This window comes from Pseudomonas sp. SJZ077, from assembly GCF_007993905.1.
Classification (GTDB): domain Bacteria; phylum Pseudomonadota; class Gammaproteobacteria; order Pseudomonadales; family Pseudomonadaceae; genus Aquipseudomonas; species Aquipseudomonas mandelii.
Genome location: NZ_VIUJ01000009.1, coordinates 156718 through 182820, shown reverse-complemented (window position 1 = coordinate 182820; position 26103 = coordinate 156718). Strand labels below are relative to the sequence as shown.

The 26103-nt window shown below is 60.6% G+C and carries 24 protein-coding genes; 20 read left to right on the top strand and 4 right to left on the bottom strand.

What is annotated here, in order from left to right:
* Nucleotides 1-32: 32 nt before the first annotated feature.
* The 12 genes from FBY01_RS15900 to FBY01_RS15845 all read left to right on the top strand — a co-directional run bounded on the left by FBY01_RS15900 (nucleotide 33) and on the right by FBY01_RS15845 (nucleotide 11039).
* Nucleotides 33-1400 (top strand): MFS transporter, encoded by a 1368-nt coding sequence (locus FBY01_RS15900; protein WP_145308529.1) that lies wholly within the window; start codon nucleotides 33-35, stop codon nucleotides 1398-1400.
* Nucleotides 1381-1791, top strand: a complete 411-nt coding sequence (locus FBY01_RS15895; RefSeq protein WP_145308527.1) for a DUF4440 domain-containing protein — start codon at nucleotides 1381-1383, stop codon at nucleotides 1789-1791. The genes FBY01_RS15900 and FBY01_RS15895 overlap by 20 nt, the downstream gene beginning before the upstream one ends.
* A gap of 286 nt (nucleotides 1792-2077) precedes the next feature.
* A complete protein-coding gene (locus FBY01_RS15890) occupies nucleotides 2078-3004 on the top strand; it encodes a glutamate/aspartate ABC transporter substrate-binding protein (RefSeq protein WP_145308525.1) in 927 nt (308 codons plus the stop codon).
* Nucleotides 3005-3196: 192 nt separating this feature from the next.
* The gene (locus FBY01_RS15885; RefSeq protein WP_010457703.1) at nucleotides 3197-3943 is read left to right on the top strand and encodes an amino acid ABC transporter permease; all 747 of its coding nucleotides are present in this window, start codon (nucleotides 3197-3199) and stop codon (nucleotides 3941-3943) included.
* Complete coding sequence (locus FBY01_RS15880) at nucleotides 3943-4614, top strand: amino acid ABC transporter permease (protein WP_010457704.1); 672 nt, start codon at nucleotides 3943-3945, stop codon at nucleotides 4612-4614. Before FBY01_RS15885 ends, FBY01_RS15880 begins: the two co-directional genes overlap by 1 nt.
* Nucleotides 4611-5345, top strand: coding sequence for an amino acid ABC transporter ATP-binding protein (locus FBY01_RS15875; RefSeq protein WP_102594572.1), 735 nt, complete (start codon nucleotides 4611-4613; stop codon nucleotides 5343-5345). The genes FBY01_RS15880 and FBY01_RS15875 overlap by 4 nt, the downstream gene beginning before the upstream one ends.
* A gap of 161 nt (nucleotides 5346-5506) precedes the next feature.
* Nucleotides 5507-7408 carry a sensor histidine kinase gene (locus FBY01_RS15870; protein WP_102594571.1) on the top strand — a complete coding sequence of 634 codons (1902 nt, stop codon included), beginning with the start codon at nucleotides 5507-5509 and terminating at the stop codon, nucleotides 7406-7408.
* Nucleotides 7405-8733 (top strand): sigma-54 dependent transcriptional regulator, encoded by a 1329-nt coding sequence (locus tag FBY01_RS15865; RefSeq protein WP_010457707.1) that lies wholly within the window; start codon nucleotides 7405-7407, stop codon nucleotides 8731-8733. Before FBY01_RS15870 ends, FBY01_RS15865 begins: the two co-directional genes overlap by 4 nt.
* 8 nt (nucleotides 8734-8741) lie before the next feature.
* Entirely contained in the window at nucleotides 8742-9071 is a 330-nt protein-coding gene (locus FBY01_RS15860) for a GlpM family protein (RefSeq protein WP_169857921.1), read from the top strand.
* Nucleotides 9072-9338: 267 nt separating this feature from the next.
* Nucleotides 9339-10259: an arginase gene (locus FBY01_RS15855; RefSeq protein ID WP_145308523.1), complete on the top strand. Its 921-nt coding sequence runs from the start codon at nucleotides 9339-9341 to the stop codon at nucleotides 10257-10259.
* Nucleotides 10256-10630 carry an EamA family transporter gene (locus FBY01_RS15850; RefSeq protein ID WP_010457711.1) on the top strand — a complete coding sequence of 125 codons (375 nt, stop codon included), beginning with the start codon at nucleotides 10256-10258 and terminating at the stop codon, nucleotides 10628-10630. Before FBY01_RS15855 ends, FBY01_RS15850 begins: the two co-directional genes overlap by 4 nt.
* Before the next feature lie 10 nt (nucleotides 10631-10640).
* A complete protein-coding gene (locus tag FBY01_RS15845) occupies nucleotides 10641-11039 on the top strand; it encodes a transporter (protein ID WP_010457712.1) in 399 nt (132 codons plus the stop codon).
* Nucleotides 11040-11193: 154 nt separating this feature from the next.
* Here FBY01_RS15845 and FBY01_RS15840 read toward each other — a convergent pair whose 3' ends face one another.
* Complete coding sequence (locus tag FBY01_RS15840) at nucleotides 11194-11955, bottom strand: MipA/OmpV family protein (RefSeq protein ID WP_145308519.1); 762 nt, start codon at nucleotides 11953-11955, stop codon at nucleotides 11194-11196.
* Nucleotides 11956-12175: 220 nt separating this feature from the next.
* On the opposite strand from FBY01_RS15840, the gene FBY01_RS15835 reads away from it, so the two are divergent.
* From FBY01_RS15835 to FBY01_RS15805, 6 genes are all read left to right on the top strand, one after another.
* Nucleotides 12176-12874, top strand: a complete 699-nt coding sequence (locus tag FBY01_RS15835; RefSeq protein WP_145308517.1) for an MtnX-like HAD-IB family phosphatase — start codon at nucleotides 12176-12178, stop codon at nucleotides 12872-12874.
* Nucleotides 12867-14261 carry an aspartate aminotransferase family protein gene (locus FBY01_RS15830; protein WP_010457715.1) on the top strand — a complete coding sequence of 465 codons (1395 nt, stop codon included), beginning with the start codon at nucleotides 12867-12869 and terminating at the stop codon, nucleotides 14259-14261. The genes FBY01_RS15835 and FBY01_RS15830 overlap by 8 nt, the downstream gene beginning before the upstream one ends.
* Entirely contained in the window at nucleotides 14258-15151 is an 894-nt protein-coding gene (locus tag FBY01_RS15825) for a carboxylesterase (RefSeq protein ID WP_145308514.1), read from the top strand. The genes FBY01_RS15830 and FBY01_RS15825 overlap by 4 nt, the downstream gene beginning before the upstream one ends.
* A gap of 174 nt (nucleotides 15152-15325) precedes the next feature.
* Nucleotides 15326-16453 carry a GNAT family N-acetyltransferase gene (locus FBY01_RS15815; protein WP_145308510.1) on the top strand — a complete coding sequence of 376 codons (1128 nt, stop codon included), beginning with the start codon at nucleotides 15326-15328 and terminating at the stop codon, nucleotides 16451-16453.
* Complete coding sequence (locus FBY01_RS15810; RefSeq protein ID WP_145308508.1) at nucleotides 16450-18222, top strand: ATP-binding protein; 1773 nt, start codon at nucleotides 16450-16452, stop codon at nucleotides 18220-18222. Before FBY01_RS15815 ends, FBY01_RS15810 begins: the two co-directional genes overlap by 4 nt.
* A complete protein-coding gene (locus tag FBY01_RS15805; protein ID WP_145308506.1) occupies nucleotides 18212-19600 on the top strand; it encodes a sigma-54 dependent transcriptional regulator in 1389 nt (462 codons plus the stop codon). The genes FBY01_RS15810 and FBY01_RS15805 overlap by 11 nt, the downstream gene beginning before the upstream one ends.
* Before the next feature lie 158 nt (nucleotides 19601-19758).
* Here FBY01_RS15805 and FBY01_RS15800 read toward each other — a convergent pair whose 3' ends face one another.
* On the bottom strand, nucleotides 19759-20424 hold the full coding sequence (locus FBY01_RS15800) for a DsbA family oxidoreductase (RefSeq protein WP_145308504.1): 666 nt from the start codon (nucleotides 20422-20424) through the stop codon (nucleotides 19759-19761).
* A 545-nt stretch (nucleotides 20425-20969) separates the two neighbouring features.
* On the opposite strand from FBY01_RS15800, the gene FBY01_RS15795 reads away from it, so the two are divergent.
* Nucleotides 20970-21338, top strand: coding sequence for a DUF6124 family protein (locus FBY01_RS15795; protein ID WP_145308502.1), 369 nt, complete (start codon nucleotides 20970-20972; stop codon nucleotides 21336-21338).
* Between the two features lie 140 nt (nucleotides 21339-21478).
* Here the strand turns inward: FBY01_RS15795 and FBY01_RS15790 are convergent, their stop codons facing one another.
* Together FBY01_RS15790 and metE are read right to left on the bottom strand one after the other, a co-directional pair.
* The gene (locus FBY01_RS15790; RefSeq protein WP_010457723.1) at nucleotides 21479-22498 is read right to left on the bottom strand and encodes an alpha/beta fold hydrolase; all 1020 of its coding nucleotides are present in this window, start codon (nucleotides 22496-22498) and stop codon (nucleotides 21479-21481) included.
* Nucleotides 22499-22745: 247 nt separating this feature from the next.
* The gene (gene metE, locus FBY01_RS15785) at nucleotides 22746-25058 is read right to left on the bottom strand and encodes a 5-methyltetrahydropteroyltriglutamate--homocysteine S-methyltransferase (protein WP_145308500.1); all 2313 of its coding nucleotides are present in this window, start codon (nucleotides 25056-25058) and stop codon (nucleotides 22746-22748) included.
* A gap of 107 nt (nucleotides 25059-25165) precedes the next feature.
* Here metE and metR point away from each other — a divergent pair, with 107 nt between their 5' ends.
* Nucleotides 25166-26083, top strand: a complete 918-nt coding sequence (gene metR / locus FBY01_RS15780; protein WP_010457725.1) for a transcriptional regulator MetR — start codon at nucleotides 25166-25168, stop codon at nucleotides 26081-26083.
* Nucleotides 26084-26103 lie beyond the last annotated feature (20 nt).

Genomic DNA, 26103 nt, shown 5'->3' with positions numbered 1-26103 from the left:
GCCCCTATGCTTTGCGACAAAGGGGAAACAACATGACCTATCGCTACAAAGTTGCACTGATATTTCTCATCGGCTTTTTTATAGACTGCATTAACATCTTTATATCGGCGGTCGCACTACCGACTCTATCGGCGGCGCTGCACGTTAGTACTTCAGACGTTGCCTGGGTGGCTAACGCTTATATTCTGGGGCTGACACTGATCATCCCGGTCAGCACCTGGCTGGCCGGTCGTTTTGGCAGTCGGGAAATCCTCACCGCCTCGATGATCGTGTTCACAGCCTCCGTGTGGATGTGCGGGCTGGCCGACAGTTTCAACGAGCTGGTGATCTGGCGCTTCGTCCAGGGGATGGGCGGCGGTCTGTTGATTCCAGTCGGCCAGGCACTGACATTCAACCTGTTCAAGGGTGAGCAGCGGGCGAAAATATCCACGTTGGTCATGGCTGTTGCCCTGATAGCGCCCGCCATTTCACCGACCATCGGCGGCATCATCGTCGACAGCAGTTCCTGGCGCTGGGTGTTCTACAGCAACATCCCGTTCTCGCTGATCGCGGCTTTGCTGTCCTGGTTCTGGATCAACGAAGCGCGGCCGACAAGTTTGCCCCGGCCCGACATCAAGGGTTTGCTGCTGGTCAGCGCCGCACTCGGCAGCCTGTTGATGGGCATGTCGTTGTATGGCGGCGACGCTCCGGCCTGGGTGGCCGCCCTCTTCGTCACGGCCGGCGTTACGTTTGTCCTGCTGTACGGGCTGCACTACCGCCGCTGCAAAAACCCGATCATTGAACTGAGCCTGCTCAAAAGCAAAAAACTCAGCACCTCCATCTTTATCTATTACGCGATTCCCGGTGTGTTCACGGGGGTCAACCTGATGAGCATCTTCTTCCTGCAAAACACCCTGCACTTCAGCGCCCGACTGACTGGGATGTTCATGATCCTCTACGCCATCGGCGCATTCATCGCGATGTTGATCTGTGGCCGGACCTACAACCGGATGGGCGCCAAACGGTTGTTTGCCCTCGGCATGCTGTTGCACAGCGCCGGCATTGCCACCCTGTTAATGGTCAACGATCCCTCGGACCTCCGGGTAATAGTCATCGCCTACAGCTTGATGGGGATTGGCGGTGGCATCGGTGCCAACACCGCACAAACCACATCGCTGATGGACTTCGAGGGCAATGACACGCACAAGGCCAGTGTCATCTGGAACATCAACCGACAGATGTCATTCAGCATCGGTGCCGCCCTGTTCCTGATGGTTTTCAACCTGCTCTTGAAGCACTTCGATACCACCCAGGCCTATCACGCGACCTTCGCCATCGCCGCGCTGGTGGGCCTGTTTCCACTCTTTCAACTGAGTCAGTTGAACACTCAAAAGGACTGTCATGCACAACAAAATAGTTGAACAGGCGCACCACAGCGTTCATCACGTGCACGAGTTGATTCAAACCCTGTTCTCCGATGCAAACGGTCAGGGACAGGCCATGATCGAGCCGCTGATGTCGGCATTCGCCGAGCACTTCAGCATGGTCACCACCTCGGCCACCATCGTCAGCCGGGCGACGGTCGAACAGATGTTCAAGGGTGCAATCGGCGCCAAGCCAGGTCTGGAGATCATCATCAGCGACCTGCAAACGGTCTGGCAGGAAGGCCACAGCGTGGCGATCCGCTACAAGGAAACCCATCGCCTCGACCAGCGCGAAAGCTCAAGGGTTTCGGTGGCGATCATTGACCTGCATCACCGCAACGCCCAGTGGATCTACCTGCATGAAACGCCGCTAAGCCAGGAAAGCTGATTTTCGATAATCAGCTGGCAGCCCCAAACACTATTCGGTTTTCCGAACACGACCTGTCGGTCGATTCGGTTAACCGGATTATCCTTCACAAAAAAAGAACGCCATAAATATTTAATCCCCTTATAAATCAATAACTTGATTTGACTCGCCTGGCCTGGCACGAGTCATGCTCTACACTCTTGGACGAATGCCTGTTGCGCACCCACTTCAGGAGCCGTCAGGCATTCGAAGCACAAAAGGGCCGATGAACTGGCTCCATAAAAAAAACAATGTCGAGGAAAATTTGATGCGCATCGTTCCCCATATCCTGGGCGCAGCCATTGCTGCCGCTCTGATTAGCACTCCAGTTTTCGCTGCCGAACTCACCGGCACACTGAAGAAGATCAAAGAGTCCGGTGTGATCACCCTCGGGCATCGTGACGCTTCCATCCCGTTTTCCTATATCGCTGATGCTTCCGGCAAACCGGTCGGCTACTCCCACGATATCCAGCTGAAAATCGTCGAAGCCATCAAGAAAGACCTGGACATGCCCAACCTCCAGGTCAAATACAACCTCGTGACCTCGCAAACCCGTATCCCGCTGGTGCAGAACGGCACCGTGGACGTCGAGTGCGGTTCCACCACCAACAACGTGGAACGTCAGCAGCAAGTTGCCTTCTCCGTCGGCATTTTCGAAATCGGTACGCGTCTTCTTTCCAAGAAAGACTCCGCGTACAAGGACTTCGGCGACCTGAAAGGCAAAAACGTCGTGACTACCGCGGGCACCACGTCCGAGCGCATCATCAAGTCGATGAACGCCGACAAGCAGATGGGCATGAACGTCATCTCCGCCAAAGACCATGGCGAATCCTTCCAGATGCTGGAAACCGGCCGCGCCGTGGCTTTCATGATGGACGACGCCTTGCTGGCCGGTGAAGCAGCCAAAGCCAAGAAGGCGGATGACTGGGCCGTGACCGGTACTCCACAGTCCTACGAGATCTACGGCTGCATGGTTCGCAAAGGCGACGAGCCGTTCAAGAAGGCGGTGGATGACGCCATCAAGGCAACCTACGCTTCGGGCGAGATCAACAAGATCTACGAAAAATGGTTCATGCAGCCAATCCCGCCTAAAGGCCTGAACCTGAACTTCCCGATGAGCGACGAGCTCAAGGCCCTGATCGCCAATCCGACCGATAAAGCGGCTGACGACAAGCCTGTAGAAAAAAAGTCCTGAATTCTGACTAACCTTATCTCCTGAGAGGGCCACTGCCCTTTCAGGGGATAGTCACTCCCTGCTGGCATTTCTGGAAACACTCGAACCGGTGGCTGTCGAGCCGCTCGTGTGTGCCTGACCACCAGAGTCGGGCGGGAACGGAGCTTCCCCAGGCGGGCACTTGTACATCGAACGATCTGAGGGGAGACCCTAATGAATTACAACTGGGACTGGAGCGTGTTCTTCAAGTCCACCGGCGTGGGCAGTGAGATTTATCTCGACTGGTACCTCTCCGGTTTGGGCTGGACCATTGCCATCGCCGTCGCCGCCTGGATCATCGCGCTGCTGTTGGGCTCGATTCTGGGTGTCATGCGCACCGTGCCGAATCGCATCGTATCGGGCATCGCGACCTGCTACGTCGAACTCTTCCGTAATGTGCCGCTGCTGGTTCAGCTGTTCATCTGGTACTTCCTGGTGCCCGATCTGCTGCCGCAAAACCTGCAGGACTGGTACAAACAGGACCTGAACCCGACCACCTCGGCTTTCCTCAGCGTCGTCGTTTGCCTGGGCCTGTTCACCGCTGCTCGTGTATGCGAACAAGTGCGTACCGGCATCCAGGCGCTGCCTCGCGGCCAGGAAGCCGCCGCTCGCGCCATGGGTTTCAAACTGCCGCAGATCTACTGGAACGTGCTGCTGCCCCAGGCCTACCGGATCATCATTCCGCCGCTGACCTCGGAATTCCTGAACGTGTTCAAGAACTCCTCCGTGGCGTCGCTGATCGGCCTGATGGAGTTGCTCGCGCAGACCAAACAGACCGCCGAGTTCTCCGCCAACCTGTTCGAAGCCTTCACCCTGGCCACCCTGATCTACTTCACCCTGAACATGAGCCTGATGCTGCTGATGCGTGGGGTCGAGAAGAAAGTCGCCGTACCGGGCCTGATCTCCGTAGGGGGTAAATGATGGAATTCGACTTCTCGGGTATCGTTCCGTCCCTGCCGGGCTTGTGGAACGGCATGGTCATGACCCTGCAACTGATGGCGCTGGGCGTCGTCGGCGGGATCATCCTCGGCACCATCCTTGCGCTGTGCCGTCTGTCCCACAGCAAACTGCTGTCGAACCTGGCTGGCGCCTACGTCAACTATTTCCGTTCGATCCCGCTGCTGCTGGTCATCACCTGGTTCTACCTGGCGGTGCCGTTCGTGCTGCGCTGGATCACCGGCGAAGACACCCCGATCGGCGCGTTCGCCTCCTGCATCGTGGCCTTCATGATGTTCGAAGCGGCGTACTTCTGCGAAATCGTCCGGGCCGGCGTGCAGTCGATTCCCAAGGGCCAGATGGGTGCTGCCCAGGCTTTGGGCATGACGTATGGCCAGATGATGCGTTTGATCATCCTGCCGCAAGCGTTCCGCAAGATGACCCCGCTGCTGCTGCAACAGAGCATCATCCTGTTCCAGGACACTTCGCTGGTCTACGCGGTCGGCCTGGTGGACTTCCTCAATGCTTCCCGTGCCAGTGGCGACATCATCGGTCGCTCCAACGAGTTCCTGATCTTTGCAGGTCTCACGTACTTCACAATCAGCTTTGCCGCCTCGCTGCTGGTCAAGCGTCTGCAAAAAAGGTTTGCCGTATGATCTCTATCAAGCAAGTCAACAAGTGGTATGGCGACTTCCAGGTACTGACTGATTGCAGCACCGAGGTCAAAAAAGGCGAAGTGATCGTGGTGTGCGGGCCGTCCGGTTCCGGCAAATCCACCCTGATCAAATGCGTCAACGCCCTGGAACCGTTCCAGAAAGGCGACGTGGTGGTCGATGGCACGTCCATCGCCGACCCGAAGACCGACCTGCCGAAACTGCGTTCGCGCGTCGGCATGGTGTTCCAGCATTTCGAACTGTTCCCGCACCTGACCATCACCGAAAACCTGACCATTGCGCAGATCAAGGTGTTGGGCCGCAGCAAGGAAGAAGCCACCAAGAAAGGCCTGCAACTGCTTGAGCGCGTTGGCCTCTCGGCTCACGCCCACAAGCACCCGGGCCAGCTCTCCGGTGGCCAGCAACAGCGTGTGGCAATTGCCCGTGCGCTGGCGATGGACCCGATCGTCATGCTGTTCGACGAACCGACCTCGGCGCTGGACCCTGAAATGGTCAACGAAGTGCTCGACGTGATGGTGCAACTGGCCCACGAAGGCATGACCATGATGTGCGTGACCCACGAAATGGGCTTTGCCCGCAAAGTGGCGGATCGCGTGATTTTCATGGACCAGGGCAAAATCATCGAAGACTGCAAGAAAGAGGACTTCTTCGGCGATATCACCCACCGCGCCGAGCGTACACAGCACTTCCTTAACAAGATTCTGCAGCACTAAGTTCTACCACCCCCCCCCTGTGGGAGCGAGCCTGCTCGCGAAGACGGCTTAACAGTCAACATCGACCTTGGCTGATCCACCGCTTTCGCGAGCAGGCTCGCTCCCACAAGGGTCCGCGGCGATTTACAAGTAAGTGTTGTGGTTGACCCAAGGCATCTGTGATGAAATGCGACCCCACTCTCTATCGCGCTGCGCCGCCATCACTCGCCGTGAAACCCCGTCTGATTCGCCATCTGTTCCTGCCCCCCCTGGTCATCGCCCTGATGATCGGATTGGGTTACCTCGGCTTCTGGGTCAGTGAACACTACGGGATTCGCAGCCTTAGCGAGAACGGCCAGCGTCAGCTCGAACTGCACGCCCGCGCCGTCGAGAGCGAGATCAGCAAGTACACCTACCTGCCCAGCCTGCTGGAACTTGAATCCAGTGTTTCAAAACTGCTGGCCGACCCGTCACCGGAACACCGGCAGACGGTCAATGATTACCTCGAAGGCCTGAACCGGCGCAGCCGCAGTCGGGCCATCTACGTGATGGACACCACCGGCCGCGTCATGGCCACCAGCAACTGGCGCGATGTCGACAGTTACCTGGGCGAAGACCTGTCCTTTCGCGCCTATTTCCAGAACGCCGTGCGCGGTCAACCGGGGCGCTTCTACGGGATCGGCAGCACCAGCGGCGAACCCGGTTACTACCTGGCCCACGGCCTGGAAGAACACGGCAAGATCATCGGCGTCGCGGTGGTCAAAGTCCGCCTGGAAGCCATGGAAGAACGCTGGCAGCGTGCGCGCCTCGAAGCCTTTGTCAGCGACGAGAACGGCATCATCATTCTGTCCAGCGATCCGGCGCGGCGGCTCAAATCGGTGGTTCCGTTGAGCGAAGAAACCAAGGAAAAACTGGCCCGCAGCCTGCAGTACTACTGGTTCCCGCTGAACGAATTGCAGCCACTGGCCCGGGAAAAACTGGCCGAAGGTGAAGAAAAACTGACCTTCCCCGCCAACAGTGAAGTGGAGTCAGACGAAGAGGACATCAGCTACCTCTCGCAGACCCGCCCCCTGAGCGACACCCCGTGGAACTTCACCCTGCTCACGCCGCTCCAGGATTTGCGCCGTGAAGCGATCAATCAAGGGATTCTGGTGGCAGTGGCGTTTGCCCTGGTGGCGTTCCTGCTGATTGCCTGGAACGAGCGGCGCAAGGTGATCGCCACCCGCCTCGCCGCCCGTGAAGCCCTGCAGCAAGCCAACAATCAACTGGAGCGTCGGATTACCGAACGCACCACGGATCTGCGCGCCAGCAACGAACGCCTCAAGGGGCAGATCCGCGAACGGCGTCAGGCTGAAGAGACGTTGCGCCGCGCCCAGGATGAGCTGGTGCAGGCCGGCAAACTCGCCGCCATCGGCCAGATGTCGACCAGCATCGCCCACGAACTGAACCAGCCGCTGGCGGCGCTGCGCACCTTGTCCGGCAATACCGTGCGCTTTCTCGAGCGCGGTCAACTGGACGTGGCCAGCACCAACCTGAAGACCATCAACGAATTGATCGACCGCATGGGCCGGATCACCGCCAGCCTGCGCTCCTTCGCCCGTCGCGGTGACGACAAGGGCCAGGCGTGCCTTGGCAAAGCGGTAGATGCCGCGTTGCAACTGCTGGGAGGTCGCGTGGAAAGTGTCCATCTGCAACTGCATCGTGACTTCAAAGACGTGCAGGTGCAGATCGACCAGACCCGTCTCGAGCAGATCCTGGTCAACCTGATCGGCAATGCCCTCGATGCCATGCAGGCACAACCGTTGCCCGAGTTGTGGCTGGAAGGCGAAGCATTTGATGGCAAATATCGCCTGCGCGTGCGCGACAACGGCCACGGTATCGACGCCGAAGCACGCAAGCATTTGTTCGAACCGTTCTTCACCACCAAACCCGGCGAACAAGGCCTGGGCCTGGGCCTGACACTTTCCGCCAGTCTGGCCGCCGCCACCGGCGGGCACCTGGGTGTCGAACACCCGGCCAGCGGTGGCACCACCTTCGTCCTCAGTTTACCGTTGGTAAGCCCCACTCACGCCGAGCCAATATGAACAACGACCTTAGTGTGCTGATCGTCGAAGACGACCCCCATGTGCTGCTCGGCTGCCAACAGGCGCTGACCCTGGAAGACATTCCCTGCGTGGGCGTGGGCAGCGCCGAAGAAGCGCTGGAGCGGGTTGGCGACAATTTTGCCGGCATCGTCATCAGCGACATCCGTCTGCCGGGCATCGACGGCCTGGAACTGCTGACCCGGCTCAAGGCGCGCGATCGCAGCTTGCCGGTGGTGCTGATCACCGGCCACGGCGACATCTCAATGGCCGTCGGCGCAATGCAGAAAGGCGCCTATGACTTCATGGAGAAACCTTTCTCCCCGGAACGCCTGGTGGACGTCGCCCGCCGCGCGCTGGAGCAACGCAGCCTGGCCCGGGAAGTGTCTTCGTTGCGCCGGCAACTGGCGGAGCGCGATTCCCTCGAAGGTCGGATCATCGGCCGCTCGCCGGCCATGCAGAATCTGCGCGAACTGATCGCCAACGTCGCCGATACCTCGGCCAACGTGCTGATCGAAGGCGAAACCGGCACCGGCAAGGAATTGGTTGCGCGCTGCCTGCACGACTTCAGTCGCCGCCACACCAAGCAATTCGTCGCGCTGAACTGCGGCGGCCTGCCGGAGAACCTGTTCGAAAGCGAGATCTTCGGCCATGAAGCCAACGCGTTCACCGGCGCCGGTAAACGACGGATCGGCAAGATCGAACACGCCGACGGCGGCACGCTGTTCCTGGATGAAGTCGAAAGCATGCCCCTGCCCTTGCAGATCAAACTGCTGCGGGTGTTGCAGGAGCGCACCCTCGAACGCCTGGGTTCGAACCAGAGCGTGGCCGTGGATTGCCGGGTGATTGCCGCGACCAAGTCCGACCTCGACGAGTCGAGCAAGGCCGGCGAGTTTCGTAGCGACCTGTATTACCGCTTGAACGTGGTGACCCTCGAATTGCCGCCGTTGCGCGAACGTCGCGAAGACATCCTGCAACTGTTCGAACACTTCCTGCAGCAGTCGTCCCTGCGCTTCGACCGCGCCGTGCCGGAACTGGACAACCAGACCCTGTCGAACCTGATGAGCCACGACTGGCCGGGCAACGTGCGCGAACTGCGCAACGTCGCCGAGCGTTTTGCCCTTGGCCTGCCGGCCTTCAAGAAATCCGGCACCAGTGGCAGCAATCAGGGTCTGGCCTTCGCCGAAGCAGTGGAAGCGTTCGAACGCAACCTGCTCAGCGACGCCTTGCAACGCAGCGGCGGCAACCTGACCCAGGCCAGCCTGGAACTGGGAATGGCCAAGACCACGCTGTTCGACAAAGTGAAGAAATACGGGCTGAGCCACTGATGGACCTGATCCTCAAAGCAGCGCTGGGGGCGGCGGTGGTCGTCATCCTCGCCGCACTGGCCAAGACCCGAAACTATTACATCGCAGGCCTGGTGCCGCTGTTTCCGACCTTTGCGCTGATTGCGCATTACATCGTCGGCAAGGGGCGTTCGCTGGAGGATTTAAAGACCACCATCGTGTTCGGGATGTGGTCGATCATTCCGTACTTCGTTTACCTGGCGACGTTGTACGTGATGGTCGACCGGATGCGGCTTGAAGCGTCGCTCGCCATCGCGGCAGTGGCGTGGCTGATGGCGGCCACCGTCCTCGTCACCGTCTGGGTTCGCCTCCACGCTTGACCATCCCCCCCTGTGGCGAGGGAGCTTGCTCCCGCTGGGTTGCGAAGCAACCCCATTACCTGCAATCGAGTTTCAGCAGAAAAACCTCCTTGACCGCTTAGGGGCTGCTTCGCAGCCCAGCGGGAGCAAGCTCCTTCGCCACAATGAATTTCAGTGCAGCAGACGGCTGGCCCGCCCCTTGCATTTACCCCCAAAAGCCCCCTCGGCCGGCGTTCATGATGGATGAAGCCGGTGTCTGGGAGGGTCTGCCAAGGGTGAATTGCGACCTTGAACATTTTAGATCTCGACCACAGCCTGACGGCCCAGGCGCCCATCTCGCGGCTGCTGGAAAGCGGCCGTGCCAAACGCCTCGACTTGCTCGACCTCGGCCCGAAACTGCGGCTGTGGTCCAGCGAACGGACCTGGCGGCGGTTCGCCGAACGCTTGCAGCAACGGCCCCGGCACAGCGGCCCGCAACCGGAAATTTTCTTCGTCGGTTCCGGTGATTACCACCATTTGACCCCGGCATTTCTGACCGATTTGCCGGAGCCGGCAAGCCTGATTCACTTCGACAACCACCCCGACTGGGTCCGCTTCGCCCCCCGCCGGCATTGCGGTTCGTGGGTCAATCAGGCACTGAAACTGCCGAACATCCAGCGCATCGTCACCCTCGGCCCGTGCAGCGACGACCTGCAGAATCCACAGCTCAAGGGCGGCAATGTCCGGGCGCTCAAACGCGGCGTGTTGCAGCTGTTTCCGTGGCAGCGCCCGCCCTCGAAAGTGTGGGGCCGGGTCGGTGACGGCGCTGGCCATCGACAGCAGGAAAACCTGCTGCACTGGCGCAATCTGGCGGAGCTCGACTGGCCGGTGTTTCTCGAACAGTTGATCGCCAGCCTGCCCACCCGCGCAGTGTGGATCACCCTCGACAAGGATGTATTGGCCTGCGAAGACGCGGCGACCAATTGGGACCAGGGCGGCATGCGCTTGAGCCACTTGCTGCAAGCCATCAGAGCCTTGGCGGCCAGCAAGCGAATCCTCGGCATCGACATCTGCGGCGAGTACGCCCGACCGGCCTTCAGCAACGCCCTCAAGCGCTGGGAAGCCAAATCGGATCAGCCCCCGGCCGAACGCTGGAGCGAAGCGGATCTGCTGCGCAACGCGACGACCAACCAGGCGTTGATCGATCTGTTCGAGGAGTTGTTTCCATGACCTTCACCGTGATTGTGCTGGTGGCGTTTTCCATTGTCCTGGACGTCATCGGCCAGCTCTGTTTCAAGCTCGGCCTGGATCGTTTACCGGAGCTCGAAGGCGGGTTTCGCCTGAATGCGTTCTGGGGCCAGGTATTCAACGCGCCGCTGCTGTGGTGCGGGATCGGCGCCTACGTAATCGAATTTTTCGTCTGGCTCGAAGCCCTGTCCCGGGCGCCGCTGAGCCTGTTGTTTCCAGCGGCGGCGCTGGCGTACTGCGGCGTGGTGCTGGCCGGCAAACTGATCCTCGGCGAGACCGTCAGCCGGCGGCGCTGGCTCGGCACTTTAGTGATTACGGCGGGCGTGATGCTCGTGTGTGTCACCCATGCATGAGGCAAAAGCGATGATCAGGAACAAGACCGACTGGCTGCATGAACGCCTCGGTACGGTGGTGCTGTGGGCGTTGTTGATCGGGTTTGAAAGCGCCGGCCAGATCGCCACCAAGGTCGGTGGAGATCAGCTGGGGCAGATGGATTTCAACCTGCAATGGCTGCTGGCTGTGGCGGTCAATCCCGGGGTGTGGTTTGCGATTGCCTGCTACATCGGGGCGTTTTTCGTGTGGATGCTGATTTTGCGGCGCAGCAGTCTGTCCCTGGCGTTCCCGCTCAGTTCGCTGGTATTTGTCGGGGTGTTGCTCGGTTCGTGGCTGGGGCTGGGCGAGCAGATCAGCGTGCTGCACTGGGTGGGGGTGGCGGTGATCATGGGCGGGATTGCGTTGCTGGCCGAAGGCGAAGAAACCTGAAAATCACCGCAATTCCTGTGGCGAGGGAGCTTGCTCCCGTTCGGCTGCGCAGCAGTCGTAAAACAGGCTGGCGAGGTATTTCTGGAAGAATGACTTGCCAAGTTTGGGGGCCGCTTCGCGACCCAGCGGGAGCAAGCTCCCTCGCCACAAGTGCTTAGTTGAATTTGTAGGCCAGTGCCGCCTGCACTTCCCCTTGGTTGGTCTCACCGAGCTCTTTGACAAGGCTGCTGTCCGCCGCAGAACCTGTCAGGTGAATCCAGCTCGCGCTGGTCAACAACGACCACTGCGGCGCCAGCGGAAACTCGAAACTCTGAGTCAAAGCCACATTCTGCAAACCACCGCCCGCGTTGTACGGCCGAATCCCCGAGGCTTGTGACTCATTGGCACTGACGCCGAAGAAAGTCTGACTCTGCCGCGCATCCGCAAAATGCGCGGTCAGACCGGAGCTCCCAATCACCCCGCCACCCAGTGGATAACCCACCTCCCCGCCAACACGCCCCAACACCCCGCCCTGGCCGCCGCGCCCTCCAACCGCTTGCCCGACCGAGGCAAACACCCGCCAGAAATCAGCCGGCGCGTACTGCACAAAGCCCCCCACCTCGCCCATGTCCGGCACATCGCGCAACCCCTGCAGTTCGCCGTTGGACGTGCGCCCCGGCAGGTAATTCACGAACGGTCCGGCGCTGAAACCCTTGGTGTTCAACGCGTCCCAGGTCAGCCCGTCGTCCGTACTGAGGCTGACATTGCCCCAATCCAGATCGAGGTAAGGCACAGGCCGGGTTTCGTAGCGGCTACCGGTCGGATCGTGGGGCTGATAGCTGAGGCCAGCCCCCGCCTCACCGGTGATGCCGTCCGCTGAAACGCTGGCCGAAAGGCAAGTCAGCGCGGCAAATAGAACAACAGTAATCCTCGACATGAGGCCATTCCTTGAACTGGATGTGCGCGCATCAATCCCCGAATCGCCCCTCTCGCGCAAGCACTCATGTTGTTTGTAGCGACCTACAAAAATTGTAGCTTCACCGCCATCCACACCAGCCTCAACCCCAGCCCCGCTGGGCCAAACCCGGTTGGCACAGTCCCTGCTCTACCCCCTTGGCAAGCGCAAACAGCGCCTCCTGCCAAGATAGGTACAACAGATGATTGACTGGCATATCGTGTGTGATTTCGACGGGACCATCACCCGCACCGACGTGATCGACAGCATCCTCCAACGGTTCGCCGACCCGAGCTGGGAAGCGATCGAAAACGAGTGGCTGACGGGTGACATCGGTTCCCGTGAATGCCTCAGCCGCCAGCTCTCGCTGGTCAAGGCCACACCGGGCGAACTGCTCGGGTTCTTCGACACCATCGAGATCGACCCGGACTTCCCTGACTTCGTCGACCACGTCATCGGCCTCGGCGCTTCCCTTGAAGTGGTCAGCGACGGCATCGAGCAAGGCATTGCACGGATCCTGGCGCGCCACTACGTCAGCCTTTTGCCGATCCTCGCCAACCGCCTGCGGCAGCTCGACCACCAGAGCTGGCGCATCGACTTCCCTCACGCAAGCGATGCCTGCCGCGCCGCGTCCGGCAACTGCAAATGCAAATCCACCCCCAGCGCCAAACGGGTGCTGGTGATCGGCGACGGTCAGTCCGACATGTGCGTGGCCGCCACCGCCGATTTCGTATTCGCCAAGGATCGCCTGGCCGAGCACTGCGAGCGCAACAGCATCGCCTACGCCCGCTTCGACAGCTTCGCCGATCTGCCTGCGTTGCTCGCCCTGCTGCCAAGCGCCAGCGCCGCCAACGCCACCTCTTTCAACGTAGAAACACAGGAACGCTTCCACCATGTCTGATATTCGAATCGCCACACCTGAAGACCAGGTTCTTCTGGATAAAGAAGCCAAGTACTGCTCCTACGGCGACACCGTTCACTACATCGATCCGCCGCGCATTTTCAGCCGCTGCGAAGGCTCCTACGTCTGGGACACCGAAGACCAGGCCTACCTCGACCTGCAAATGTGGTACTCGGCGGTCAACTTCGGTTATGCCAACCCGCGCCTGAACAATGCGCTGAAACAGCAGATAGACACCCTGCCGCAGATTGCCAGCCAGTACCTGCACAAGGGCAAGATCGAGCTCTCGGAAATGATCGCCGTGGACGCGAAAAAGAAGTTCGGCCTCGACGGCCGGGTGCACTTCAACGTCGGCGGTTCGCAGTCCATCGAGGACTCGCTGAAAGTCGTGCGTAACGCCACCAATGGCAAAAGCCTGATGTTCGCCTTCGAGGGCGGTTACCACGGTCGCACCCTCGGTGCGTCGTCGATCACCTCCAGCTACCGCTATCGCCGCCGCTACGGCCACTTCGGCGAGCGCGCCAATTTCATCCCGTTCCCGTATCACTTCCGTGGCCCGAAAGGCATGACCAAGGAAGAGTACGGCAGTCATTGCGTGCAGCAATTCGCCCGCCTGTTCGAGACCGAATACAACGGCGTCTGGGACCCGAAAGTCGGCCAGAGCGAATACGCCGCGTTCTACGTCGAGCCGATCCAGGGCACCGGCGGTTACGTGATTCCGCCGATGAATTTCTACAGCGAACTCAAGCATGTGCTGGACCAGCACGGCATTTTAATGGTGGTCGATGAAATCCAGATGGGCTTCTGGCGCACCGGCAAGCTGTGGTCGATTGAGCACTTCGATGTCAAACCGGACGTCATCGTCTTCGGTAAAGCCTTGACCAACGGTCTCAACCCATTGGGCGGCATCTGGGCCAGGGAAGAGCTGATCAACCCGAAAATCTTCCCGCCAGGCTCGACCCACTCGACCTTCGCCTCCAATCCGCTGGGCACGGCGGTCGGCCTGGAAATGTTCAAGATGACCAGCGAAGTCGATTACGGCAAGAGGGTCATGAACAAGGGCAAATACTTCCTCGAAGGCTTGAAAGACTTGCAGAAACGCTACCCGATCATCGGCGACGTCGATGGCCTGGGCCTGGCACTGCGTTGTGAAATCTGCGGGCCGGACGGCTTTACGCCGGACAAGGCAACGCTCGACTTCATGGTCGAAGAAGGCATGAAAGGTGACATCGAAATTGACGGCAAACGCCTGGGCCTGATCCTCGATGTGGGCGGTTACTACAAGAACGTAATCACCCTCGCGCCGTCGCTGGAAATCAGCTACCCGGAGATCGACCTCGGCATCGCGCTGCTCGACCGTCTGCTTGATCGGGCGATGAAACGATGACCCCCTCTTTTTCAAGGGCAGACGAGATCGACATGGGCGAAGGCAGCGCCGGTTTCGTTCTCGGCAACGGCGAGGTCGCGGTGTTGTTGATCCACGGCCTCACCGGCACGCCGACCGAATTGCGACGGGTCGCGATGGGCCTGGCCAAGGCCGGCTGCACGGTCTATGTGCCGACCCTGGCCGGCCACTGCGGGGACAACGCCGACCTGCAAGCCACCGGTTGGCACGACTGGTACGAGAGCGCGCGCAATACCTTCGTTGGTGTGCGGCGCAAGCATGAGCATGTGTTCGTCGGTGGCTTGTCGATGGGCGCGGTGCTGGCGATGTACCTGGCGGCCGAGCATCCGGGGCAGATCGAAGGCTTGCTGCTGTATTCGACCACCCTGCGCTACGACGGCTGGAACATGCCTTGGGTCGCCAAACTGAGCAGCCTGGTGATGTCGATTCCGTTTGGCGTGCACCTGTGCCGCTTCAACGAAAAATCACCGTTCGGCATCAAGGACGAACGCTTGCGCGCCATTGTCGAACGGCAGATGAAGGCCGGTGAAAGTGCCAATGCCGGATTGCTGACCATGTCCGGCGTGAGTGTCCGGGAACTGCATCGATTGGTGGCCGCGGTGAAAAAGCGCATGCCGCAGATCACCACCCAGGCGCTGGTGTTGCACTCACGGGAAGACGACATCACCAGCCGCTGGAACGCCGACTATGTCGAACGCAAACTCGGCGGCCCGGTAGTGAAAGTCCTGCTCGACGATTGCTATCACATGATCACCGTCGACCTGCAATACCGCCGGGTCGTGGAGCTGAGTGCGGACTTCATCCAGCACCGGTTCATGCAACAAGTCACCGCCCCGCAACCCATGCGCCAGGACTATCGGCAACTGGCCTGAACACATTTGAAGAAGCTACGCATGCCCACCCTGTTACCCACCATGGCAGCCATCCCCCAATCCCTGTAGGAGCGAGCCTGCTCGCGATGCACTCAAGAGCGCCGCGTTTCTCCTGTAACCCCACGTTATCGTTAACGACCATCGCGAGCAGGCTCGCTCCTACAAGGAAACGATGTGATCACTGCCCTTGCCTATTCAACCATCGAAGCCATCGACCGCAGTGCCTGGAATGCCTGTTTCCCCGGCGAACTGGAGGACTGGGATTATTACCGGGCCGTTGAACAGGCAGGCATTGCGGATTTCCGGTGGCGCTATCTGGCGCTGTACGAAGACGAGGTGTTAGTCGCGGCGGCAGTGGCATTCACCACCGCGTATTCGCTGGACACCACGGTTCAGGGACCGGGTAAACGCGTCACCGAACAGTTGCGCCGCTGGTGGCCAGGGCTGTTGGACATCCGCTTGTACGCCCTCGGTTCGCCGGTGGCCGAGCAATGCCATGTGGGGACCGCACGCCAGATCGACCCCGCACGGCGTCCGGCCTTGCTTGAGCAATTGTTAATCCTGGCGCGCAACGACGCCGACCAGGCCGGAATCGGTCTGCTGGCGGTCAAGGACGCGTCCCATCGCGATCCACAGTGGTTGCAGGTGTGCCAGGCGGCCGGTCTGCAAAGCATGCCCGGCCTGCCCAGCGCCGAACTGCCGATCCGTTTTGGCTCCGTGGACGCTTACCTCGGCACGCTCGGCAAATCCACCCGTAAAGACCTGCGCCGCACGTTGCGCGGGCAAGGTCCGCGCATCGAATGGCGGCGCACTGTGGAAGACCTGCTCCCGCACATGATGGCGCTTTACGAAGCCACCCTTTCACGCAGCGACCTGACCTTTGAACGCTTGCCATCGGAGTACTTCCGCCAGGTCCTCGAATACCTCGATGAACGCGCCGCGTGCGTGCTGTACTGGGTCGGCGATGAGCTGGTAGCGTTCAACCTCGTGCTGCTGGACGAGCAACGCCTGGTCGACAAATTCTTCGCCCATGACCTGACCCGGACCCGCGAGCACAATCTGTACGTGCGCAGCTGGCTGGCCAATGTCGACTACTGTATTGAACACGGCATCCCGATCTACGCGTGCGGTCAGGCCGGCTATGCCAGTAAGCTGCGCCTGGGTTGCTCGTTCACCGGCAACACCGTGTTTTTCCGCCATCGCAACCGAGTGCTCGACGGTCTGTTGCGACTGGTGAAAATGTTCATTCGACCGGACCGCTCCGACCCTGCCATGGCTGCTGCATTAAGCGAAACTTCATGATCAAAAACCGCCCCGCCACCGCCCGACCTTTCGCCCTCTCCGGCTGGAGCCTGCAGCGCAAACTGGTGTTGGCGTTCTGGCTGGTCAGCGTGATTCCGACCATGATCGCCGCAGAACTGGCGGCCACCACCCTGTCGCAGATTTTCGACAGCAACGTGCGGATCTGGCTGCAGGAATCGACCCAGATCGTCGAGGACGAGATCACCGAGATCCGCCGGGATAACGCCCGGGCCGCGCAGTTGTTCCTGCGCTACACCCGCCCGCCGACGGACCGTTTGTCGAGCAAACACGACAAACTGACCACCGACATCGCCGATTCCATGGGTATCGACGTGGTGGCGCTGGTGCGCAACAGCGATCACAAAGTGGTGTTCAGCACCGCCGCCGATGACATCGTCCGGCAAATCAGCACCGAGTCCAAGGCGTTGTTGCAGACCCTGCAAGTTGGCGGCATCCCCACCGGCACGGTGGTCTCGACCTTCGAGACCGATCAGGACGGCATCGACTACAAACTGGTGATCGCCACCTACCTGGACAGTAGTTTCCTCACCAGCGTCGCCGATGTGCACTCCCTCGACCTGCGCCTGTACCTGGCCAAGGCCGATGACTTCTCGGAGATCTTTTCCACCCAGCGCTTCGAAGATCACCCGGCGGCGGTACCGGAAAAAATCGAACAGACCCTGCGCAGCACCAAGCAGCCGATCGAACAATTCACCAATCGCTACAGCGGCATCTACCGGCCGATCCTCAATGAAAGCGGTGAGCTGCAAGGCGTGATTTTCAGCGGTCTGCTGCGCCACACCAGCCTGGTCGGGCTGGTGAACCAGAGCAACCTGTTCATCCTGATTTTCCTGCTCAGCTCGGCGGCGTCCCTGGCGGTCGGCTGGATTGTTTCGCAACGCCTGACCAAGCCGTTGCGCGGGTTGTCCAAAGGCGTGCAAGCGGTGATTGCCGGGGATTACCGCCAACGCCTGGCGGTCACCGGCGGCGACGAACTGGCGGAATTGAGCAGCACCTTCAACCACATGAGCGAACGCCTCGGCGAGTTGCAGCACTTGGAATCGCAACTGCGCCGCCGCGACCGTCTGCATGCCCTGGGTGAAGTCGCCATGGGCCTGGCCCATGAAATCCGCAACCCGCTGGGCATCATCAAGACCGCCACGCAACTGCTGCACCGGCGCGCCGATTTGCCCGAGACCGACAAGCGTCACCTGGAATACGTGGTCAGCGAAGTCAGCCGCATCAACGACCTGATCACCGATTTCCTCGACTTCGCCAAGCCCAGCGCGCCGATGCGTTCGACCCAGGCGGCGCGGCCGCTGGTGGATGACCTGGTCGGCTTCTGCGCCCCGGAGCTGGCCAGCCATAACATCGATGTGCACATCGACGATCAGGCCCCCGGCGCGACCCTTCATGTCGACGCGCGGCAACTCAAGCAGGCGGGCCTGAACCTGATCGTCAACGCCATCGACGCCATGCCCGACGGTGGACGGCTGACCGTGGCGATCAGCAGCGAATCGCCGTACACCGTAATCAGCATCAGCGACACCGGCCAGGGCATCGAACCGGATATGCTCGAACGGATCTTCACGCCGTTCGTCACCACCAAGGCTTCGGGTACCGGCCTGGGGCTGGCGAAGGTGTTCTCGATCATGGAAGGTCATGACGGGCGCATCGAATGCGTCAGTGAAAAAGATGCCGGGACCACCTTCACGCTGTACATTCCGGCCAACGGTGAAGACTTCGACGAGGGCAGCGATGACACATAACGTACTGGTGGTGGATGACGAGCCCAAGCTCTGCGACCTGCTGGCATCGGCCCTGGGTCAGAACGGCATCCAGGTGTTCACCGCCGGCAACGGCTTGCACGCGCTCAAGGTGCTGGAGTGCGAGGACATCGACCTGGTGATCAGCGACTGGCGCATGCCCGGCATGGACGGCCCGCAGTTGCTGGCGGAAATCAAAAGCCGTTATCCGCAGCTGCCGGTGATCGTCATGACCGCCTACAGCACGGTGAAAAACGCCGTGCAGTCGATGCGCAACGGCGCCTTCGACTACATCGCCAAGCCGTTCGACATCGACGAACTGGACATCACCGTCAGCAAGGCCCTGCAATTTCGCGACATCCTCAAAGACAACCAGCGCATGCGTGCCGAGCTCGATGAGCATCAGCAGATTGACAGCCTGATCGGCGACAGCCCGAGTTTTCGCCGGGTGCTGCACGCCATCGATTCCGTGCGCGAAAGCAACGCGACGATTCTGCTGACCGGCGAAAGCGGCACCGGCAAGGAAATGGTCGCCCGGGCGATCCACAAACACGGTAACCGCGCTGACAAACCGTTTGTGGCGGTGAACTGTGCGGCGATCCCGGAAGGGTTGCTGGAAAGCGAAATGTTCGGTCACCGCAAAGGCGCGTTTACCGGCGCCGTGGCGGATCGCGTCGGGCGCTTCATGCAGGCTGACAAAGGCACGTTGTTCCTTGATGAAATCGGCGAAATGCCGCTGGCCTTGCAGGCGAAAATCCTCCGGGCCTTGCAGGAACGGGTGATCGAGCCGGTGGGCGATCCGCGCGAGCGCAAGGTCGATGTGCGGGTGATTGCCGCGACCAACAAGAACCTGCTGGACGCGGTGGCCAACAAGGAGTTTCGCGAGGACCTTTATTACCGCCTCAATGTGTTCCCGATTCCCTTGCCGGCCCTGCGCGAACGTGTGGAAGACATCGCGCCGCTGGCCCGGCATTTTGCTCACACCCTGGGCGCCACGGCAGGCAAGCGTTTTACCGGATTCAGCGCGGAAGCCTTGCAGGCCATGGCTCATTATTCGTGGCCAGGGAATATTCGTGAGCTGCAGAACTGCGTGGAACGAGCGACGATTGTCGCGTCGGGGGCGGTGATTGAAGAGGAAGATTTGCCGGCGTATCTGTTTGCCTCAAATGCCGGCACCAGCGGTGCGCTGGTCACCGAAGGCAGCGTGCCGGCGGATCTGGAAGCGGCGTTGGCGGAGGTCGAGAAGGCTTACATTCTGGCGGCGCTGGCGCAGAGCAATGGTGTACAGGCTGCGGCGGCGCAGTTGATCGGGATCTCCGAGCGCAGCTTCTGGTATCGCCTGAAGAAACTGGGCATCCACGTCGACAAAATCGTCAGGTAACCGCTCCCCCCTGTGGCGAGGGAGCCTGCTCCCGCTCGGCTGCGCAGCAGTCGTAAATCCAGCGAATGCGGTCTGCCTGGCTACAACGGTGCTGACATTGGGGCCGCTTCGCAGCCCAGCGGGAGCAAGCTCCCTCGCCACAGAAACACTCCCGGTAATTAGCTCACGGTCCCGCCCTTCGATTCGCTCATGATCTGCCGAATCGCCCCGACAAAGGTTTCGACCGGCTGCCCGCCCGTCACCGCGTACTGCCCGTTGAACACCACCGTCGGCACCGAACTCACCCCGCGCGCCAGCCACAACTTCTCTTCTTTGAGCACCTCTGTGGCGAATTCATCGGACGCCAGAATCGCCTCCGCCCGCTGCCGATCCAGCCCCACGCTTTCAGCCATCAGCGCCAACTGCTTGTGATCCGACGGATTGCCGCCCTCAGTGAAATACGCCTTGAACAGCGCTTCCTTCAGATTGAACTGCAACCCTTCCAACCCCGCCCAAAACAACAACCGATGCGCATCAAAGGTGTTGTAGATGCGGCTGTTGCCATCAGTGCGAAACGCGAACCCGACCTCGGCGCCACGGGCGCGGATCATCTCGCGGTTCTTCTGCGACTGCTCCGGGGTCGAGCCGTACTTTTCAGTGATGTGTTCGGTGATGTTCTGCCCTTCCGGCGCCATTTTCGGGTTCAGTTCGAACGGCTGGAAACGGATCTCGGCCTGGACCTCATCGCCCAGCAAATCCAGGGCCCGGGTCAGGCCATACAGACCGACCACGCACCATGGGCAGGACACGTCGCTGACGAAATCGATTTTCAGGGGGGTACTCATCATTCACCTCGCAGGCTTGGATCGCGCCGGAAAGTTTGAACGATACACCTGAAAGACCGAGGTGGCAGCCATTCCCCGTCCCCCTGTGGGAGCGAGCCTGCTCGCGATGGCGTCGTGTCAGTCGCCATCTGCTTGACTGATACACCGCCTTCGCGAGCAGGCTCGCTCCCACAGGGGATTTTCGGTGTTTTTGGACGTGTGTTTAGTTCTGTTTAAGGTTACTTCCTGAAAGCTACAGCGCCTTGCGCCGTCGCCTACAACAACGTCAGAATCCGCTGGCTTGTGCGCCTGGGTGGCCGTCGGTAACTTGGTTCGTGTCACTGATTCCCAGTGATCGGGTTTAGTAGCCCGGCTAATACGCTTACGGTTGCACAAGTGTCATCCCGTCAGGTTTTCACCTGCACTTGATGGTAGCTGTGCGCATGGCGCCCTCGGGCGCGCCGGGTTTTGGGCGTATTTTACCGGTCTACTAACTTGCGCACAGCTGCCACCCCTCCGTTTAGTAGCGAGACAGGTTGCGGCTCTACTATTAGGAAAAATACCCCATGTTCAAAATTACTCCGAACCCACCGGAAACCGACGACGTCTCCCCCTACGAAACCCCGGACTCCAAAAAACTCAACGAAGCCGCCGACCGCGCCCTCGATTTCTACCTCAAACCGGTCATTCCCAAAGACACCCCACGCCGGCCCAGCACCATCTACACCATCGCCCCCGACATCGATCAAGAAACCCTGCTGGCCAACGCCTGCGAATCCTTGGCGTCAGCGAGCGTGATGCTGAGTGATTTCGCCGGGTTGCTGGAAGGCCCGCAGCGCAACACTGTGCTGGGCATTCAGCAGTCCGTCATGCTGGGTGAACTGGCGGTGAACCGGATGCTGGATAACTTCGTTCCACCAAGCGCCGCGACCTGATTGGCTGACAAGGTTCCACTAACGAAGAAGATCCAAATGTGGGAGCGAGCCTGCTCGCGATGGCGGTGTGACATTCAGCATTGATGTTGACTGACACACAGCCATCGCGAGCAGGCTCGCTCCCACATTGGTACTGGGTACTACAGGAGGTTCGGAGTGGGCACCGGATCGATCTGTGCCCAATGCGAAGTGTCTTCGCGGTGGGCCTGCAAATACGGCAAAACCGCCGCCAGCAACGGCGCCTTGAACGCCTCCTGGAATCGATGCGCCAACCCCGGAATCAGCTTCAACTGACTGCCACGAATATGCGCCGCCAGATGGACGCCATGCATCACCGGCAACAGCGGATCGGCCGTGCCGTGAACCACCAGCGTCGGCACGCGCAATTGGTTAAGCAGCGCCACACGACTGCGCTCGGCGAGGATCGCCATGATCTGGCGCTTCACGCCCTCCGGGTTGAACGCCCGGTCATAGGACAACGCCGCCTGATGCAGCAACGCTTGCCGATCATCACTGACGGTCGGGCTGCCCAGCGCTGCCAGCAAATCGGCCTGCTGTTCCAGCGCCACTTCGCGATTCGGCGCGCTGCGCCGCGACAACAGCTGCACCAACGCCGCACTCGGCGCCGGCAAGCCTTCGGCCCCGGAACTGGTCATGATCAGGGTCAGGCTCTCGACCCGTTGCGGCGCCATCGCCGCCATGTGCTGGGCAATCATCCCGCCCATGCTCGCGCCCAAGACGTGAAACTGCTCAACCTTCAACGCATCCATCAGGCCAAAGGCGTCGTCCGCCATGTCGGTCAGGGTGTACGGCGCCGCCACCGGCAGACCGAGTTTGTAGCGCAGCACTTCGAAGGTCAGGTTGGCGTCGGCGGGCGTTTGCCGCCAGGTCGAGAGACCGACGTCGCGATTGTCATAACGAATCACCCTAAAACCCTGCTGACACAGCGCGACCACCACCTCGTCAGGCCAGTGAATCAACTGCCCGCCCAGGCCCATCACCAGCAACAACGCCGGGTCGGACGCACGGCCGATGCTCTGGTACGCCAGGCTCACCTGCGCCAGATCGGCCTGTTGGGTGGGAACATTGACATCGCAACGAGACGCCGCCAAAGACGGCAGGCCAAACAACAGCAAGGCCAGAAAAATGAATGCACGCATGAAAAAACACCGAAACGCAGAACCCCAGTAGAGCGCGAGTCTGATGAAGTTTGATCAAGCGCGCTGCCACAGTTACGTGACAGTTTGATGAAGATTGCCGAGCGGTCATTTTCGGGACCGCGTTATCGTTCATCGCGAGCAGGCTCACTCCCACAGGATTGATGTCGTACACAATATTTGTGATCGACCTAGATCCAATGTGGGAGCGAGCCTGCTCGCGATGGCGTCCGAACTGACGCTACATCGGCTAAGCCAACTGACTGCGCAACTGCCGCGCCGCCGCCACCATGTTCACCAGCGCCGCCTCGGTCTCCGGCCACGCCCGGGTCTTCAGCCCGCAATCCGGGTTCACCCACAACCGCTCCGCCGGAATGCGCTTCACGGCTTTGCTCATCAACTTGACCATCTCAGCCGTGTCCGGCACCCGTGGCGAGTGGATGTCGTAGACGCCCGGCCCGATGTCGTTCGGGTAGTCGAACGCTTCGAAGGCTTCCAGCAATTCCATGTCCGAACGCGAGGTCTCGATGGTGATCACGTCGGCATCCATCGCCGCGATGGACTCGATCACGTCGTTGAATTCGCTGTAGCACATGTGGGTATGGATCTGGGTTTCGTCCCGCACGCCGGAAGCGCTCAAGCGGAAGGCTTCCACCGCCCAGTCCAGGTATTCCTGCCATTGCGCCCGGCGCAGCGGCAAGCCTTCGCGGAACGCTGCTTCGTCGATCTGCACGATCTTGATGCCGGCGTTTTCCAGGTCGACCACTTCATCACGCAGGGCCAACGCCAACTGCTGCGCCTGGATTTTGCGCGAGACGTCTTCGCGCGGGAACGACCACATCAGCATGGTCACGGGACCGGTGAGCATGCCTTTCATGACCTTGTCGGTCAGGCTTTGCGCATAGGTGATCCAGTCGACGGTCATGGCGTTCGGACGGCTCAGGTCGCCGTAGATGATCGCCGGTTTGACGCAGCGCGAACCGTAGCTCTGCACCCAGCCGAAACGGGTGAACAGGTAGCCGTCCAGTTGCTCGGCGAAGTACTCGACCATGTCGTTGCGCTCGGCTTCACCGTGCACCAGCACGTCCAGGCCCAGGCGTTCCTGGACTTGCACCGCGTGACGGATTTCGCTGTGCATGGCATCGGTGTAATCGTTGGCCGACAGCTTGCCTTGCTTGAACGCCTGGCGGGCCAGACGGATCGAACCGGTCTGCGGAAACGAGCCGATGGTGGTGGTCGGGAATGCCGGCAGTTTCAGCCGAGCGCGTTGCTGCTCGATGCGCTTGGCGAACGGCGAGTGACGTTGGCTGTCCGCTGCGCTGATCGCATTGATGCGTGCCTGCACGTGGGCTTTATGGATACGCGGCGACTCGGCGCGGCTCGTCTGAATCACTCGGCTCTGGGCCAGAGCCGCTTGTACTTTGGGCGATTGCGGGTCGTTCAGGGCATCGCGCAGTACGGCGATTTCACCGCACTTCTGCACGGCGAAGGCCAGCCAGCTTTTCAGTTCAGGATCGAGTTTGTCTTCCCGTTCCAGGTCCACCGGGCTGTGCAGCAGCGAGCAGGAACTGCTGACCCACAGGTTGTCGCCAAAGCGCTCTTGCGCCGGTTGCAGTTGCGCGAGCACTTGCTCCAGTTCGCAACGCCAGACGTTGCGACCGTTGACCAGGCCCACCGAAAGAATCTTGTAGGTCGGCAGACGGTCCAGCACCTGACCGAGTTGATCCGGCGCCCGCACTGCGTCGATATGCAGGCCTTGCACCGGCAGGCCGACTGCCAGGCCGAGGTTGTCTTCCAGGCCACTGAAGTAGGTCGCCACGAGCTTTTTCAGCGGCGAGTATTGAAGGATGTGGTAAGCGCGCTCGAAGGCGTTTTTCCAGGCTTGTGGCAGGTCGAGGGTCAGGATCGGTTCGTCGATCTGCACCCATTCCACGCCTTGGGCGGCGAGGCGGCCGAGGATTTCACCGTAGATCGGCAGCAGGCGTTCGAGCAGGTCGAGCTTGTCGAAGTCGTTGCCTTTGGCCTTGCCCAGCCACAGGTAAGTCAGCGGGCCGATGATGACGGGTTTGACGTTGTGGCCGAGGGCCTTGGCTTCGTCGACCTCGTCGAACAACTGTTCCCAGCTCAGTTTGAACTGTTGGTCAGCTGTGAATTCCGGGACCAGGTAGTGGTAGTTGGTGTCGAACCACTTGGTCAGCTCCTGGGCATATTGGGCCTGGGTGTGTTCGCCACCGCAGCAGGCCGCCGTGGCGCCTCGGGCCATGGCGAACAGGGTGTCGAGGGTCGGCAGGCCGCGCGCATCCTTGGCACTGTCGAAACGCTCGGGGATCACGCCGAAGGTCAGGGAATGGGTCAGCACCTGGTCGTACCAGGCGAAGTCGCCGACGGGCAGCAGGTCGATGCCGGCGTCTTTCTGCAACTGCCAGTGGGTGGCGCGCAGTTGGCGGCCGACGCTTTTCAGCGCGTCCTGATCGAGGTCGCCCTTCCAGTAGGATTCGAGGGCTTTTTTCAGTTCGCGGTCAGCGCCGATGCGCGGAAAACCAAGTGTGTGGGCCAGAGCCATGGTGAATTTCTCCCTGTAAAAGATGGCGCTATTGTCGACAGCCAACCCAACATGAGACAAACTCAACCTTTTCGTGTTGATCACAAGTTTTCCTCATGGAGCCCCCGGTGCTTGAAATCCGCCACCTGAAGACCCTGCACGCCTTGCGCGAAGCCGACAGCCTGGTCGATGCCGCCGACCGTCTGCACCTGACCCAATCGGCCCTGTCCCACCAGTTCAAGGAACTGGAGGAGCGCATGGGCATGCCGTTGTTCGTGCGCAAGACCAAACCGGTGCGGTTCACCAGCGCCGGGTTGCGCCTGCTGCAACTGGCCGACGCCACCCTGCCGCTGCTGCGCGGTGCCGAACGCGATATCGCGCGGTTGGCGGGCGGCACCGCGGGCCGTTTGCACATGGCAATCGAGTGCCACAGTTGCTTCCAGTGGCTGATGCCGACCATCGATCAGTTCCGCGATGCCTGGCCGGAAGTCGAGCTGGACCTGGCTTCGGGCTTCTCCTTCGCCCCGCTGCCGGCCCTGGCCCGTGGCGATCTGGATTTGGTGGTGACCTCCGATCCGCTGGAACTGGCCGGGATCACCTACGTGCCGCTGTTCACCTATGAAGCGATGCTCGCGGTGGCCAATCAGCACCGTTTGGCGAACAAGGCCTACATCGTGCCGGAAGACCTGCTCACGGAAACGCTGATCACCTACCCGGTGGAACGCGACCGGCTGGACATCTTCACCCGTTTCCTGGAACCGGCCGACATCGAACCGGCGCAGGTCCGCACCTCGGAACTGACGGTGATGATGATGCAGTTGGTCGCCAGCGGACGCGGCGTCTGCGGCATGCCCCATTGGGCGCTGCATGAATACAGCTCGCGGGGTTACGTGAAGGCCAAGCGGCTGGGCGAGAAAGGATTGTTTGCGACGCTGTATGCGGGGATTCGTGCGGACATGCTGGATGCGCCGTACATGCGCGACTTCTTGCTGACGGCCAAGGACACATCATTCTCGACACTCGACGGCGTCAGCGCAGTCCGCTGACACACCACAACCGCTGTAGG